The 15646-nt window shown below is 45.6% G+C and carries 11 protein-coding genes; 8 read left to right on the forward strand and 3 right to left on the reverse strand.

Translation table 11 applies throughout. The features are described 5' to 3' along the window. The first annotated feature begins 15 nt into the window (after positions 1-15). The 3 genes from myaer_RS17010 (at position 16) to myaer_RS17020 (ending at position 5444) form a co-directional block, all read left to right on the forward strand. Positions 16-1239 carry an NAD(P)/FAD-dependent oxidoreductase gene (locus tag myaer_RS17010; RefSeq protein ID WP_046662950.1) on the forward strand — a complete coding sequence of 408 codons (1224 nt, stop codon included), beginning with the start codon at positions 16-18 and terminating at the stop codon, positions 1237-1239. 377 nt (positions 1240-1616) lie between these two features. Beyond that, the gene (locus tag myaer_RS17015; protein WP_046662951.1) at positions 1617-2993 is read left to right on the forward strand and encodes a cobyrinate a,c-diamide synthase; all 1377 of its coding nucleotides are present in this window, start codon (positions 1617-1619) and stop codon (positions 2991-2993) included. A 597-nt stretch (positions 2994-3590) separates the two neighbouring features. Next, a complete protein-coding gene (locus myaer_RS17020) occupies positions 3591-5444 on the forward strand; it encodes an iron uptake porin (protein WP_046662952.1) in 1854 nt (617 codons plus the stop codon). A 47-nt stretch (positions 5445-5491) separates the two neighbouring features. Here myaer_RS17020 and myaer_RS17025 read toward each other — a convergent pair whose 3' ends face one another. Continuing rightward, positions 5492-5908 (reverse strand): CoA-binding protein, encoded by a 417-nt coding sequence (locus myaer_RS17025; protein WP_046662953.1) that lies wholly within the window; start codon positions 5906-5908, stop codon positions 5492-5494. Between the two features lie 395 nt (positions 5909-6303). Between myaer_RS17025 and myaer_RS17035 the strand changes: the two genes are divergently transcribed. The 4 genes from myaer_RS17035 to crtD all read left to right on the forward strand — a co-directional run bounded on the left by myaer_RS17035 (position 6304) and on the right by crtD (position 10531). Next, positions 6304-6978 carry a TIGR04283 family arsenosugar biosynthesis glycosyltransferase gene (locus tag myaer_RS17035; protein WP_046662955.1) on the forward strand — a complete coding sequence of 225 codons (675 nt, stop codon included), beginning with the start codon at positions 6304-6306 and terminating at the stop codon, positions 6976-6978. Positions 6979-7180: 202 nt separating this feature from the next. Next, entirely contained in the window at positions 7181-7891 is a 711-nt protein-coding gene (locus myaer_RS17040; RefSeq protein ID WP_046662956.1) for a superoxide dismutase, read from the forward strand. 2 nt (positions 7892-7893) lie between these two features. Continuing rightward, a complete protein-coding gene (gene thrB, locus myaer_RS17045) occupies positions 7894-8811 on the forward strand; it encodes a homoserine kinase (RefSeq protein ID WP_046662957.1) in 918 nt (305 codons plus the stop codon). Between the two features lie 208 nt (positions 8812-9019). Continuing rightward, positions 9020-10531: a C-3',4' desaturase CrtD gene (gene crtD, locus myaer_RS17050; protein WP_046662958.1), complete on the forward strand. Its 1512-nt coding sequence runs from the start codon at positions 9020-9022 to the stop codon at positions 10529-10531. A gap of 225 nt (positions 10532-10756) precedes the next feature. Here the strand turns inward: crtD and myaer_RS17055 are convergent, their stop codons facing one another. Continuing rightward, positions 10757-12094 carry a histidine phosphatase family protein gene (locus myaer_RS17055; protein ID WP_046662959.1) on the reverse strand — a complete coding sequence of 446 codons (1338 nt, stop codon included), beginning with the start codon at positions 12092-12094 and terminating at the stop codon, positions 10757-10759. Positions 12095-12518: 424 nt separating this feature from the next. Between myaer_RS17055 and myaer_RS17060 the strand changes: the two genes are divergently transcribed. Continuing rightward, positions 12519-13766 (forward strand): DUF4912 domain-containing protein, encoded by a 1248-nt coding sequence (locus myaer_RS17060; protein WP_046662960.1) that lies wholly within the window; start codon positions 12519-12521, stop codon positions 13764-13766. A 97-nt stretch (positions 13767-13863) separates the two neighbouring features. Here the strand turns inward: myaer_RS17060 and myaer_RS17065 are convergent, their stop codons facing one another. Further along, positions 13864-15516 (reverse strand): acetolactate synthase large subunit, encoded by a 1653-nt coding sequence (locus myaer_RS17065; protein ID WP_046662961.1) that lies wholly within the window; start codon positions 15514-15516, stop codon positions 13864-13866. Positions 15517-15646 lie beyond the last annotated feature (130 nt).

The following is a 15646-nucleotide window of genomic DNA, read 5'->3' on the forward strand; positions in this document are numbered from 1 at the left end:
CTTTTTCCTTGATATATGACTCAAATAGTCGTAATTGGTGGCGGGGCAGCGGGATTTTTTGGCGCAATTAAAGCGGCAGAATCTAACCCAAAAGCTGGCGTTACTATCCTAGAAGCGGCAAAAGAACCTCTGGGGAAAGTGCGGATTTCGGGAGGGGGACGCTGTAATGTCACCCATCATTGTTTTGACGTTTCCCAATTAGTTAATTATTATCCTCGCGGTGGCAAAGCACTACGGGGAGCTTTTAGTCGGTTTCAACCCCAAGATACTATTAAATGGTTTGAATTGCGGGGGGTAAAACTCAAAACAGAAGCGGATGGGCGAATGTTTCCCAGCACCGATAATTCTGAAACTATTGTTAATTGTCTGCGGGAAAGTGCGACTTTTGCTGGGGTTAATTTAAGGCTAAATTCCCCAGTTAAATCGGTTAAAAAACAGGAAGAAAGTTTTTTAATTGAATTAAAAAGAGAGGAGCAAATTAGGGCAGATAAGCTTTTAATTGCTACGGGAAGTAGTCCTTTTGGCTATCGTACCGCTCAAGATTTAGGTCATTCTCTAGTCTCTCCTGTGCCTTCTTTATTTACCTTTCAAATTGCCGATCCTCGTCTGCAAGATTTGTTAGGGGTTACTGTGGATAAAGTGCGAGTTCGTCTTGGGGGAAGCAAATTAGAACAAATCGGACCTTTATTAATTACCCATTGGGGAGTTAGTGGCCCGGCTATTTTAAAACTTTCTGCTTGGGGAGCGCGGGTGCTTCACGAGCATCATTACCGAATGCCTTTAATAATTAATTGGTTAGGGGATTATCATCCTGAAAAATTGCGAGAAATTATCTTACAAACAAAAAGTGAATATCCGAAAAGAAAACTTTTTAATTATTGTCCCTTTGAGCAGTTACCTAAGCGTCTTTGGCAGAGTTTATTAAGTTACTTGACTGTTAACGCGGAAACTCCCTGGGCCGAATTATCTAAAAATACTCTCAATCGATTAATGACTGAATTACAGCAAGGGGAATATCAAATCAAAGGAAAAGGGGTGTTTAAGGAGGAATTTGTCACCTCTGGGGGAGTGAATCTTCAGGAAGTGGATTTTAAAACTATGGAAAGTAAAATCTGTCCGGGGTTATATTTTGCCGGGGAGGTATTAGATATCGATGCAGTCACGGGGGGATTTAATTTTCAAAGTGCTTGGACCACTGGTTATCTCGCCGGACAAGCTATGGGCAATAGAAGGGTGTAGGGAGAAACAATTCATAACTTGAGAGTTAATCACACTATTAAAAACGGATTTGGGATAAAAGTCTTATTCAACAAGGTTTTTAGATTTATTCAGCCAGCCCTACTTATACTAAATCCTGTTTAAAAAGTATAGGATAGTGGGGTGTGGGGTGTGGGGTGTGGGGAGAAACAATTCATAACTTGAGAGTTAATCACACTATTAAAAAGGGATTTGGTATTAAACGTCGTAAAATTGATTTCGCCGCTAATAAAAAAGTCGATTGACACAGGGAGCAGTTAGCGGCAAAAATTGACTCTATTAGCCTTTGGCAAGCTCTAGAATTGATTGTGTAACAGGTTAATTAAGTCTAGCTCGATCTCGAAAAAAAACAACTAATAATGATCATCGCAGGAGAAAGAAGCGGAGTCGGTAAAACGACGATTACTCTGGCAATCTTGGCCTATTTAATCAGTCGTGGCGATCGAGTGCAATCTTTTAAAGTCGGGCCCGATTATATCGATCCCATGTTCCATACCCATTTTACCGGTCGCCCCTGTCGCAATCTCGATCCGGTTTTAACTTCCGAAGACTATGTAAAAACCTGTTTTGCCCAACATTGTCAAAATGTCGATTATGCTCTGATTGAAGGGGTAATGGGGCTATTTGATGGTATTCAATTAAGCGATACTCAATTTCCCGATTATGCCAGCACCGCCCATATTGCCCGTATTTTAGGGCTTCCTCTGCTATTAGTTATCGATTGTAGTCGTTTATCTACCTCGGTCGCCGCTATTGTCCGCGGTTATCAATCTTTAGACAAAAATCTCCATCTAGCCGGAGTTATCCTCAATCGGGTTGGTAGCGATCGCCACCTGCAATTACTGCAAACCGCCCTAGAATCCATCAATATGCCGATTGTCGGGGTTCTGCGTCGTCAAGATTCCCTGACAATTCCTGATCGCCATCTAGGATTAGTTCCCAGGGATGAACTAGGAGAAATCAGGGAACTGCAAGATCAACTGGCTTCTATTGCCCAAAACTGCTTTAATTGGGACATTCTCTTGCCTTTACTCACTATTTCTCCCCAAGAGAACCCGAAAAATCCCACAGAAGCAAATAAGCTTTTTCCCCCTATCCGTATCGGTATTGCCAGAGATAAGGCTTTTAACTTTTATTACCCCGATAATCTCGATATTTTAGCCAATTTAGGCGCGGAATTAATCTTTTGGAGTCCCTTGCAAGGGGCAAATTTGCCCGAAAACCTGCAAGGGTTGTACTTTGGTGGCGGTTTTCCCGAAATCTTTGCCCCGGAATTAGCGGCTAACACCCCTATCCTAACTCAGGTGAGAAAAGCGATCGCCTCCGGAATGCCCACCTATGCCGAATGTGGGGGATTAATGTATTTATGTGACAAAATAGTTGATTTTGAGCAAAAAAACTATTCTATGGTGCAAATAATCCCCCAATCTGCTATAATGTCCCCGAAATTAACCCTAGGTTATCGGCAAGCCATCGCCAAACAGGAAACGATCCTGCTCAAACCGGGTCAACCAGTGCGCGGCCATGAATTCCATCGCTCCCAACTAAGCGGGGTGAGCGACGCACCGATTTATCAACTACAACCATTCCCCAGGGGTGCTATCAATGCCGAAGGGTGGCAAGGTAAGAATCTGCACGCTTCCTATCTCCACCTACATTTTGGGGCTAATCTCAGTCTGCCGAAAAAATTTTTAGCTGCTGGCCTTGATTTTTTCCGAACAGCTGCGTTAAGCTGATTGCAGATAAATCTAATAATTAATCCGTTAAGGGATACAGGAGGTGATGTCGATGGTAGAAAGTAGTAAAAGCATGGGTCTCCTAATCGACAATAGCCGGCTGTGCGCCGGGGCTGTTCTCTAGACCCCCACGTCTAAACAAGATTTAGACTAGCTGGAGTTCCTTCCGGCAGTCTGGTGTCGATTCTGATGACCCGCTACACCGCCCTTACCGAGCAATTGGTAAGGGCGGATAGTTTTTGAGGGTTTCCCGTCATCTAGGAACCCCAGAACCAGAAGTAACTATTCGTACAAACCAAGGGTAAGCTGCCCGCACAGCTAAATTAGTCTAGGCCGATAAGGGAACAGGGAACAGCAAGGGTTATCTGCTTTTAGAGTTTTAACCTATTGACATCGTTGTTAAGATAACTGCTACAGGTTTTGTTTAAGTGCCGTCAGGATCGACAGGGTGGCCACTTTGTCAACCGGTCAAGGGAAAAAAATGAGATCACATCTTTCCCTAAGCAATTAGATCGTGTATAATGGCAAAAGAATGGAAAGGCTATATGCGTCATCAAACTGTGTAGTCAACCTATAAGGTGTGAGGAAAAAACCATCATGTTAAAAATGTTCTGGAAATCATTGCTGGTTAGCCCAGCAATTTTAGGGGCTACCTTGGTAGCTTCCGCTAATGCTAGTAGCTTCGATCCCGTCAAATCTACCAGTGTTTCTACCGAATTTAACAATCTAGAAATCGCTCAAGTTCAGGACAACGGTGCAGGAACTGGCGAATTACTCAATCAGATCGAACAGTACGGTAACGAAGGTCAAGTGGCACCCGTACAGGGTAACAGCATCGATCAAGTCACCAGCGTTAACCAACTGCGCGATGTTTCTCCCACCGCTTGGGCCTATGAGGCCTTAAGAAGCCTTGTGGAGCGCTATGGTTGTATTGTTGGTTATCCCGATCGCACCTTCCGGGGCGACCGAGCCTTAACCCGTTGGGAGTTTGCGGCTGGTTTAAACGCTTGCTTAAACGTGATGGAACGTTTAATTCAAGATGGTGTCAACGTCCTCAAGGAAGACTTAGATGCCCTCAAGCGCTTAATGGACGAGTTCCAAGCCGAGTTAGCAGCCTTGGGAGCTAGAGTTGACAACCTAGAAAGCCGGGTTTCTTTCCTAGAAAATAATCAATTCTCCACCACCACCAAATTAGCCGGGGAAGTTATCTTCGCCATTACCGATACGGCTGGTGCGGGCAGCCCCGCCTCCCAGGCCGCCATGCAATACCGCGCTCGTTTAGTTTTTAACACGAGCTTCACCGGTCAGGACTCATTGAAAACCCGTTTATCGGCGGGTAGTGCCACTCGCTTCGGATTTGATTACAAATCGACCACCACACTACAAAATGGTGATCCCGCTTCCGTCAGATTCGATAACCTGCAAAGCCCTTCCCTATCCCAAACTTGGACCGGTGCAGGTAACGGTAGCGATGTGGTTATCGACTGGTTGGCCTACTATACCCCGATTGACTTAGGTAGTTTTGGTCGCTTCAATACCTACGTCGCCGCTTGGGGCGGTATTTGGAATGACTTCGTTCCCACCACTAACCCCTTCTTTGAAGACTTCGACGGTGGTAATGGTGCGCTATCTACCTTCGCTTCCGAAAACCCCATCTACCGCATCGGTGGCGGTTCTGGGGCCGGTGTTAGTCTACAGTTAGGCTTCCTCCAAAGCATTCTTGGTCCGACTTCCCTCTCTTTGGGTTACTTAGCCGGTGGCGCTACTTCCCCTGCTGATCCCAATCCGGGCAACGGTCTCTTTAACGGGGACTACGCAGCTTTAGCACAGATTAATGCCAATCTTTTCAACTTCTTGAACCTTGGCTTTACCTACGTTAACGCTTACCAAAGTGCTGACACCGCCATCTTCGGTAACGGTGGTTCCTTCGGTGCAACGGGGACTTCTGCCGCTAACCTTTCCCAAACTCAGTTAAATACCCTGCTCAACGTCAACGGCAACGATCCTGATAGCGTCACTCTACAGGATGAAGTCGGTTTCTTCAACTTCGGAGCCAAAGTATCCAACAGCTACGGTTTAACCGGTGCAGTGGATATTGGTTTCGCCAGCTTGAGTGCCTTCGGTTCTTACTCCACTGTGCGTTTACTGGGTCTCGGTGATGCGGAAGTGTGGACCTACGGTGCTGGTATTGCCTTCCCCGACTTAGGTAAAGAAGGAAATATCTTAGGTCTGTTTGCTGGTGCGCAGCCCTACATCGGTCACTTAAGCTTCCGAGAAATGGGTCTAAAAGTATCTAACATCGTTCCCTACCACGTTGAATTGTTCTACAAGTACCAAGTCACCGACAATATTTCTATCACCCCCGGTGTCATCTGGATTTCTGCACCTGAACAGTTCAAAGGCACTGGTAACGAGTGGATTGGGACCCTCCGCGGAACCTTTACCTTCTAGGATTTCCTAAATTAAACCCGAAACCCCACCCATGGTGGGGTTTTGTTTTAGGCAAATAAACGCTGATATTCTATCTGGATACAAGCATCCATAATTACATTTAAACCTGCCTCGATCGCTTTTTTTTCCGCCACTGGGTGATAAATTTTCAATTGTGTCCAAAGGGTAGCGGCCCGAATAGCAATAGCTGACTCGACAATTTCGGGTAGATAATCAGGATGACGAAAAACGTTAACAATATCCACAGGTTCGGGGATAGCCTCTAGAGAAGGATAGCAGCTTTGACCATCAATTTGCTGGACCATCGGATTGACTGGATAGACTCGATAACCCACCGCTTGCAGGAATTTGGCCACCTGATAGCTGGCGCGGCTCGATTTCTCAGAATGACCGACCACTGCGATAATTTTACTATTGCTGAAAATGGTTTTGAGCGCACCATCGTCTCCTTTAATATTCGGCATTGTCCCACCCATCTTAGAACAGAGTTTCCTTTCTCATAAAGATGAAGTGTAACCTAATTTGGTATCGACTTTTAACTGCAGCTTTAGCCACTCTGGAAAACTGGCAGCAATGTTTAACTTTTCTACCGAAAAAACAGTTAAGTAGGTAGGTGTTAAAAGTTGTCAGATCCCCCCGCCTACCGGCACCCCCCTTATCAAGGGGGGCAGGGGGGATCCCCCCGCCTACCGGCACCCCCCTTATCAAGGGGGGCAGGGGGGATCAGAGGCAAAATCTATCTTCTATTTAATTATAACTACTTACTTATTACCAATCCCAGTCAATCCCTCGGTATCTGTAGGAAAATTTACCCGATGGTCGCCCCTAAATCCTCTGACTTGAGTTAGTACAAAACCTCATGAATTATCTTAGTGTTATCATTCCGACTCTTAATGAGGAGTTAAGAATTGCAGCAACGTTAAAACAGATAGGTGAAGGAGTAGAAATTATTGTTGTCGATGGGGGAAGTACCGATAAAACTAGAGAAATAGCCGAACAATTGGGAGCGAAAGTAATTATTTCACCCAGTAAAGGTCGTGCATTTCAGATGAATTTAGGAGCTAAAATAGCGAAAGGAGATATTTTGTTATTTCTGCACGGAGATACTTTACTTCCCCAGAATTATCAAGAACAAATTATCAATACTTTATCCCAATCTGGGACAGTAGCGGGGGCCTTTGAATTAAAAATTGATGGAGAGGAAAAAACCCTGCGTTTAGTGGAAAAATTAGTTAATTGGCGTTCTCGCTGGCTTTCCCTTCCCTACGGAGATCAAGGAATATTTTTAAAAGCCTCAATCTTGGCCGATTTGGGCGGTTTTCCTGAGTTGCCAATTATGGAAGATTTTGAATTAATACAAAGATTGAAAAAAAGGGGTAAAATAGCCATAGTTGCTGCTGCGGTGATTACCTCGGCAAGACGTTGGCAAAAATTAGGAGTTGGCAAAACTACCTTAGTTAATCAATTAGTTATTATTGGTTATTATCTAAAAATTCCGCCGCGCTTGTTGAAAAGTTTTTATCGTTTATGGTAATAAAGGCTGGCTTAAAAAGTATTTTAGGTCATTGTGCAATGTAGGGGCGCAACGTGGTCAGTGAGTTTATCGAACTGCTTGCGCCCAAAATGTAATATAGAGATGCAGCCGATTGCGTTTAGGAGTCCGTCGATAAAAACTTTTCTCTCCCGAAGTACCGATCGATAGGATAATTAATAATCAGAACATCTGCTCTGAGAATATGTCTCTCGATCGCCGTCAATTTCTTTATCTTTTAGGTGCTACCCTTGGCACAGGCACTCTTGCTGGTTTTAACTCTGCCGCTTTTGCCGCTACCGGTCCCTATAGTCTCATTGCCCTCCCCTATAGCTATGATGCCCTAGAACCTTATATTGATAAGGAAACGATGCAATTTCATCACGATAAACACCATGCAGCCTACGTTAATAATCTCAACGCGGCAGTGGCAAAATATCCAGAATTGCAGAAAAAAACAGTAGTAGAATTAATTAAAAATCTTGACTCTTTACCCGCCGATCTTCGCATCACTATCCGCAATAATGGCGGCGGCGATCTTAATCATACGATGTTTTGGCAGATTATGTCCCCCGATGGCGGTGGCGAACCAACAGGAGAAATAGGAGCGGCAATAATCGCTAAATTTGGCAGTTTCGAGGAATTTAAAAACGCTTTCAACCAAGCTGGTACTAAACTTTTTGGTAGTGGTTGGACATGGTTGGTTTTAAATAAGTCAGGAAAACTAGAAATTACCAGCACTGCTAACCAAGATAGCCCGCTAATGAAGGGATTACAGCCAATTATGGGCAATGATGTCTGGGAACACGCCTATTACTTAAAATATCGTAATCAACGGGCTGAGTATTTAAAACAGTGGTGGAATGTGGTTAACTGGGAGGAGGTAAATCGCCGCTATCTTCAGGCAAAAGCTTAACGATGACAACTTTTACGGTAACAGTTCCCGCTACCACTGCTAATATTGGGCCCGGCTTCGATTGTCTCGGAGCGGCCTTAACCCTATATAATCAGTTTACTTTTACCCTGCTGCCGGCAACGACAGCTAACCCTGTCAGCATTAGTGTCAAGGGAACTGAATCAGCTAAAGTTAGCCAAGGGGCTGATAATTTAATCTATACTTCTTTTTTGCAAGTTTATCAAACAATAGGACAGAATCCGCCCCCTATCGCCATCGAGATCGGTTTAGGGGTTCCTCTGGCTAGAGGTTTAGGTAGTTCTGCCACTGCTATTATCGGTGGGTTAGTGGCTGCCAATCAATGCGCCGGAAATCCTTTATCTATGGGGGAAATCGAAGCATTAGCGATCGCATTGGAGGGACATCCAGATAATGTGGTGCCGGCTTTGCGGGGCAACTGTCAGCTATCGGCAGGTGATAGCACAAATTGGGCTATTTGTCAAGTATTTTGGCAAAAAAATCTCATTCCCGTCTTGGCGATTCCCGATTTTGAACTGGCTACGGAAAAAGCTAGGGCGGTTTTACCCGAAAAAATTAGCCGTCAGGAGGCAATTTTCAATATTTCCCGCTTGGGTTTATTATTGCGGGGATTAGAGACGGGTAACGGCGATTGGCTGAGAATTGCCCTAGAGGATAAACTGCATCAACCCTATCGCCAATCTTTGATCCCGGGTTACGAAAAGGTGAAAAAAGCCGCCATTAATGGGGGTGCTTACGGGATGGTAATTAGTGGCGCAGGTCCGAGCCTATTGGCTTTAACTAACCCCGACAATGCCCAAAAAATAGCCACAGAGATGACCAATGCTTGGGAGGAAGTGGGGATTAACTCCAGCGCCAAAATTTTGGCTTTAGATACCCTAGGGGCCCAAGTAAACTGTTAAGAGTCCCTGGCAGATGGGTGTAGGGTGTGGGGTGTAGGGTGTGGGGAAGTGGGGAAATGGGGAAGTGGGGAGCTTTTCAGTGTTGCCAAAGGCACGGCGTAGCCGTCCAGTAAACAGTGAACTGATCACTGATCACTGATAACTGATCACTGACTCCGGACTGCCAAAAGCGTTAGTATAAAAATAAATATAAATAATTATTAAGAAAATGACGCAAATTACCGTTATTGGTGCAGGGATTGGCGGACTAACGGCGGCGGCATTATTGGCGCGTCGAGGTTATCAAGTCACAGTATATGATCAGGCGCTCGTCCCCGGAGGTTGTGCCTCGACTTTTTCCCGTCGGGGTTTTACCTTTGACGTGGGGGCAACTCAAGTGGCAGGATTAGAAGTAGGGGGCATTCATCAGCGCATTTTTGCCGAATTAGGGATAGATTTACCCGATTCTGTCCCCTGCGATCCCGCTTGTGCCGTTTTTCTGCCGGGGGAAACCACTCCGATAAATGTCTGGCGCGATCCGCAAAAGTGGCAAGAGGAAAGACAAAAACAATTTCCGGGCAGCGAACCTTTTTGGCAATTATTACAAAAACTCTTTCAAGCAAGTTGGCGTTTTCAAAGTCGCGATCCAGTTTTACCCCCGCGCAACTGGTGGGATTTAGGGCAATTAATCGCCGCTTTGCGTTTAGATACTGCCATTACCTTCCCCTTTACTTTGATGACTGTGGGAGATGCTCTGCGATTATACGGCTTAGAGAGGGATAAACGCCTAAAAACCTTTCTTGATCTCCAGTTAAAGCTTTATTCCCAAGTTAATGCCGATGAAACTGCTTTACTTTATGCCGCCACCGCTTTAGCAGTTTCTCAGTCTCCCCAAGGTTTATCCCACCTTCAGGGTAGTATGCAAGTATTAAGCGATCGCCTAGTAGCAGCTTTGGAAAAATACGGCGGTAAATTGCAAATGCGCCACACAGTAGAAAAAATACTGACAGAAAAGGGAAAAGCCACGGGAATTATCGTCATAAATCAAAAAAATGGTCAAATATATCCAGAAATGGCCGATGAGATTGTGGCTAATATCCCGATCCAAAATTTACCACAATTAATCGATCGCGAAGCCATTCCCAGTCTTTATCACCAGAGAATCGAAAAACTTCCCCCCGCATCCGGTGCTTTTGTGGTTTACTTAGGAGTCGATCGCGCTGCTATTCCCCCCGATTGTCCTCCCCATTTGCAATTTCTCTACGATTACGATGGCATAATCGGCGAAAATAACTCTTTGTTTGTTTCCGTGAGTAAAGAAGGGGATGGCCGCGCTCCAGTGGGAAAAGCGACGATTATTGCTTCTTCCTTCACCGATACCAGTCTTTGGTGGCGAAAAGGAGAAGATAATTATCAGCAATTAAAAGCAGCATACACCCAAGAGGCGATCGAGCGTCTCGGTAATTATTTCCATCTTAGTCCTGATCACATCGTTCACATCGAATCAGCTACACCTCGTACTTTTGAGCGGTTTACGGGGCGAAATCAGGGCATTGTCGGCGGTATTGGTCAAAGATTGTCCACTTTTGGCCCTTTTGGAGTAGCGACGCGCACTCCGATCCCCCATCTTTGGTTAGTGGGAGATTCCACCCATCCGGGAGAAGGCACTGCCGGAGTCAGCTATTCGGCGCTAACGGTAGTTAGACAGATTGAGAATCAATTAAGTAGTCGTGCAAAATAAATTTCCTAGTGAAGATAGGCAAGAGGCAATAGGCAATAGGCAAAAGCTTTATCGAAATGTGTAATTAATTTTGCTTAGGTACTTAGCTTCTAGTTAGCCGTAATTATGAATTATGAATTATGAATTATGAATTGGGAAGAATAAATAAAAGCAATCTTCTGAATACTGAATACTGTTAACTGTTAACTTACCCACTGATAACTGATAACTGATCACTGATAACTGTTATAAAGCGCCGGCTGCCGTGCGATCGAGTATTCCCGCTCCTAGATGAGAGGTAATATTAATTGCTTGTAGGACCGGTTGAGAGTCAACCCCTTTGGGATAATCGATAACACTAACCGCGCCATTTCCCTGTTTAATATTCCAGAAATTGGCGGGTTTTAAACCCAATAAATAACAAAGAATCACCTTATTAATGGCATCGTGAGCTACTACCATAATTGTCTTAGGACTATCGCTATTACTATAGGTTTTAACGATTTGCTGCCAACAAGCGATCGCTCGATCCCAAACCTCCTGTAAATTCTCCCCTTCCGGCATTTGCACGGTTTCCGGGGCATTTTTCCAGTCTTCTAACATCCCGGGGAAACTTGCTTCAATTTCCTCCTCTAATTTACCTTCCCAAAGTCCGTGACAGATTTCCGTCAGATCTACTTGGGTATCTAAGGTGACATTGGGGTGATATTGCAGGATAATTTGGGCAGTTTCCTTGGGACGAGACAAAGGACTGGTGACAGCGTGATCGATCGCCGTTTCTCGCAGAAATTCGGCGGCTTTCTCAGCTTGAGCTTTGCCATTATCATTGAGAGGAATATCGCGCACACCTTGAAAACGTTTATCCCGATTCCATTGGGTTTCTCCGTGACGCACCAGTAGCAGCCTAGAACCTTGGAAAGGAGGACGCGGTGGGGGTAAAGCTATCCCTAAGTGTGCCGTTTGATTGAGGGATTCCACCTGGACAGGATCACCAAAATTACGCGTAAAATTGAGAACATTAACACAACAGTTAGATTGTTGCAGGGAATGGTATAAGGAAACTGGAATACCGATGGCACTGAGGATTAAACAGCGATTAATGCCGTTATGGGCAACAATGAGGATAGTTTGGCCCTCGTGTTGGGGAATAATTTCTCGCCAAAAATCCTGCGCTTGTTGATAGAGAGAGAGAACGGGATAATGTTCTTGACCATCGGGCAGTATCATCTTAAATTCGTGAGGTTTTTGGTGCCAATCCCGATATTCTTGGGGGTATTGAGCTTTTACCTCCTCTTTGACCATATTTTCCCAGATAGGCAGATCGATTTCTAGTAACTGCGAAGTGGGTTGAATGACGGGAGAGTTATTTAAACGAGACTGAATCACCTCAGCAGTAGATTTGGCTCTTTGGAGAGGACTACAGTAAAAAGCGGCGATATCGATTTGACTGAGGGCATTTCCCACTTTTTCCGCGTCCAGATGCCCTTTTTCCGTCAAAACCGAGCCATCACTGCGACCTTGTATTTTCTGCTCTGCGTTATAACTGCTTTGTCCATGACGAACAATAATCACACGGGTAGCCAAGCGGTTCAGTCTCCTTAACTAAAAGTCTCAATATCAGATTACAGGCGATCGGGATCGGAGTACAAATCAGTGATCAGTAATCAGTGGAGACTGTTAAGTAAACAGTGGGGAGCGGCGAGCATTTGTACTAAAATTTCCTGATGCAGTTTCAAGGCAGCACAGCGTATCAAAACTTCCTGATATTACAATCTCTTTGGGATCAAGGGTTTGGCGGTTTTATCAAGAAATCATGACAATGTACTTGGCCAAAATCGGAATCTTACTGTTTAATAGGTATTTATAACAAGCGATTCCCTTGATCCCCATCGAGTGGATCTCTCGTTCACACAGCAATCGATGAGTAGTTAGAAGGGTTAACCAGATCACTGCTTTTGCAAATGCTCAAAAACATTTGCCGTCGTAACTAATCGGAGAGTGTCAACTCATGGTTCCAGAATACCCACCCTTAGATGAGATGACCTTGCGGCAACTACGACGAGTTGCCAGTCAATACAGCATCTCTCGTTATAGTCGGATGCGGAAAACGCAATTAATTGAGGCAATCAGCCAAGCTATGGGAGTAAGCGGCAATTTTAAATCTACTATTAAAGAGGAAAAACCAGTGGAAGCAGCAAAATTTGAATTAGGTCAAGCTCACCCGATCGAAGATATCCTAGGTTCGGTGGATGATGGTTTAGGAGATCTGCCCGGTGGCTACGGTGAAAATCGCATTACCCTCCTACCTCGCGATCCCCAGTGGGCCTATGCTTACTGGGATATACCCAACGAATCGAAGGAAGGTCTACGTCGTCAAGGGGGACAACAATTAGCCCTGCGTCTTTATGATGTCACCGATATCGATCTCAATAGCCAAGGCGCTCACAGTGTCCAAGAATATCTCTGTGATGAATTGGCCCGGGAATGGTATTTACCGATTCCGGTCAGCGATCGAGATTATGTTATCGATATCGGTTATCGTTGTGCTGATGGTCGTTGGTTAGTTTTGGCCCGTTCTCCTTTAGTCCGGATTCCTCCCGTCTATCCTTCCGACTGGATTGAAGATGTTTTTGTCACCGTTAACTGGGAAGAAGAACTGGTGGGTAAAACTGTTTACGAACTCGTTCCCCCCAGCAAACGCTACGGCAGCAGCGCTGGAACCACGGCAACTAGCCCCATCTACGACCAAATTTTCGAGAGTGTCGGCGATATCGAGGCCCTACGGGTGGCCGGTTCCTTGTTTGGTTCCATGCAGCACGTCGCCGGTTCCGTACCGATGTCGGAAGTGATCAGTTCTTATGTATTCCCCTCCGGAGTTGGTATGTGGGCGGTTCCCACGGTATCGGGACTAACCGCTTCTGGTATCGGCATGACTGCTTCTGGTATCGGTATGGGTGCTTCGGAAACCCTACAACGTCCGCGCAAATTCTGGTTAGTTGCCGATGCAGAATTAATCGTCTATGGTGCCACCGAACCCGATGCCACCGTAACTATCGGTGGTCGTCCGATCAAACTCAATCCCGATGGCACTTTCCGCTATCAGATGTCCTTCCAAGACGGTTTAATCGATTATCCGATTATGGCCGTGGCCGCCGATGGTGAACAAAATCGTTCTATCCACATGAAATTCACCAGGGAAACCCCCTCTCGCAATACCAACAGTAAAGACGAGGCGGTTCTAGAATGGTTATTCTAGATCGGGTTTTCTAGCGTTACCAAAGCCAAACCAATTACTTCCCCCTAACTAAATCTCAGTTAGGGGATTTTTTTGGGATTGTCAACGCTATCAACTTCTATTCCCAAATCTGACAGCTTAAATCGCCCGATTTTTGGGAAAGACGCAGATTTTCACCGTAATCGACGGGAACATCGATCACCGTAGGGACATCTTGCCGGAAAGCATCCTCTAGTGTCGGGATCAAATCCTGAGCAGATTCCACCCGATAGCCTTTTAATCCCATACTTTCAGCAAATTTAACAAAATCGGGATTACCAAACTTAATAAAAGAAGATGTCCCAAAATAGTTTAACTGCTTCCATTCGATTAAACCGTAACCGCCATCATTAAAAATGAGAGTGACGAAGGGAGTCCCCACCCGCAAAGCTGTCTCCAATTCCTGACAATTCATCATAAAACCGCCGTCCCCCGTCACCGCTACAATGCGTTTATCGGGATGAACTAACTTAGCGGCGATCGCACCAGGGATAGCAATACCCATAGCGGCGAAACCGTTAGAAATAATGCAAGTATTGGGACAATCGGAGTGATACTGGCGCGCCATCCACATTTTATGAGCGCCCACGTCACAAATAGCGATATCTTCTGGTCCCATCACCTGACGCAGATCGTAGATCAATTTTTGTGGCTTGATCGGAAAACCCGTATCATTGGCATAGGTTTCGTAATCGGCCCGAATTTCCGTCTTTAATGCTGCGGTGACAGGAGTTGGTTTATTCTGGCGATCGGCCCGTTTGAGGATATCGATGAGAGAATCGGTGATATCACCCACCACTTCCACTACTGGGGCATAACTGCTGTCAATTTCCGCCGGAGTCATGCCGATGTGAATAATCGGTAATTTCCCGTCTGGATTCCATTTTTTCGGGGAATACTCGATTAAATCGTAACCGACAGCAATAATTAAATCACTGCGATCAAAGGCACAACTAATCAAATCCCGTTGCTGTAATCCTACCGCCCAAAGAGCCAGAGGATGGGTATAGGGAATCACCCCCTTACCCATAAAAGTGTTAGCCACAGGGATATTCAAGGCCGTGGCGAATTCCGTTAAAGCCTCACTAGCATTAGCGCGAATTGCCCCATTTCCCGCCAAAATCAAGGGATTTTTCGCTTTAGAAATCACCGCCGCCGCCATATTCAAAGTCCGATAGGAAGCGTAAACTTTTTCCTGACTATCGAGGGGCAAAGGATGACCATCGGCAGCCATAGCGGCGATATTTTCGGGAAGATCGATATGAACTGCCCCCGGTTTCTCACTTTGGGCGGTTTTAAAGGCTCTCCGTACCACTTCCGGGGTGATACCTGGCCGGACGATCTGTTTATTCCATTTCGTCACCGGGGCGAACATGGCCACAAGATCCAGGTATTGATGGGATTCAATGTGCATCCGGTCGGTTCCCACCTGGCCGGTGATGGCCACCAAGGGCGCCCCATCGAGGTTAGCATCGGCTACCCCTGTCATTAGGTTAGTCGCCCCCGGTCCTAAGGTGGAGAGACAAACCCCCGCTTTTCCCGTCAAGCGTCCATAGACATCGGCCATAAAAGCCGCGCCCTGTTCGTGACGGGTGGTGATAAATTTGATCGAGGAGTTTTTGAGGGCTTCCAAAACATCGAGGTTTTCTTCCCCGGGTAGCCCAAAAATATACTCGACTCCTTCATTCTCCAGACATTTAACTAGAAGTTCGGCTGTGTTTAATTCCCCCATAATTCCCTCCTGTAGAGCTTACTTCATCAGTAAAGTCTCTAGAGATAGTTCATCCCGGCGGATTGAGGTTGTTGCGCTCAACTCGTCGGGATGATATCAGTAGACTATATGTACCAATGCAGCTGACTAA

It is taken from the genome of Microcystis aeruginosa NIES-2549 (genome assembly GCF_000981785.2).
GTDB classification, from domain to species: domain Bacteria; phylum Cyanobacteriota; class Cyanobacteriia; order Cyanobacteriales; family Microcystaceae; genus Microcystis; species Microcystis aeruginosa_C.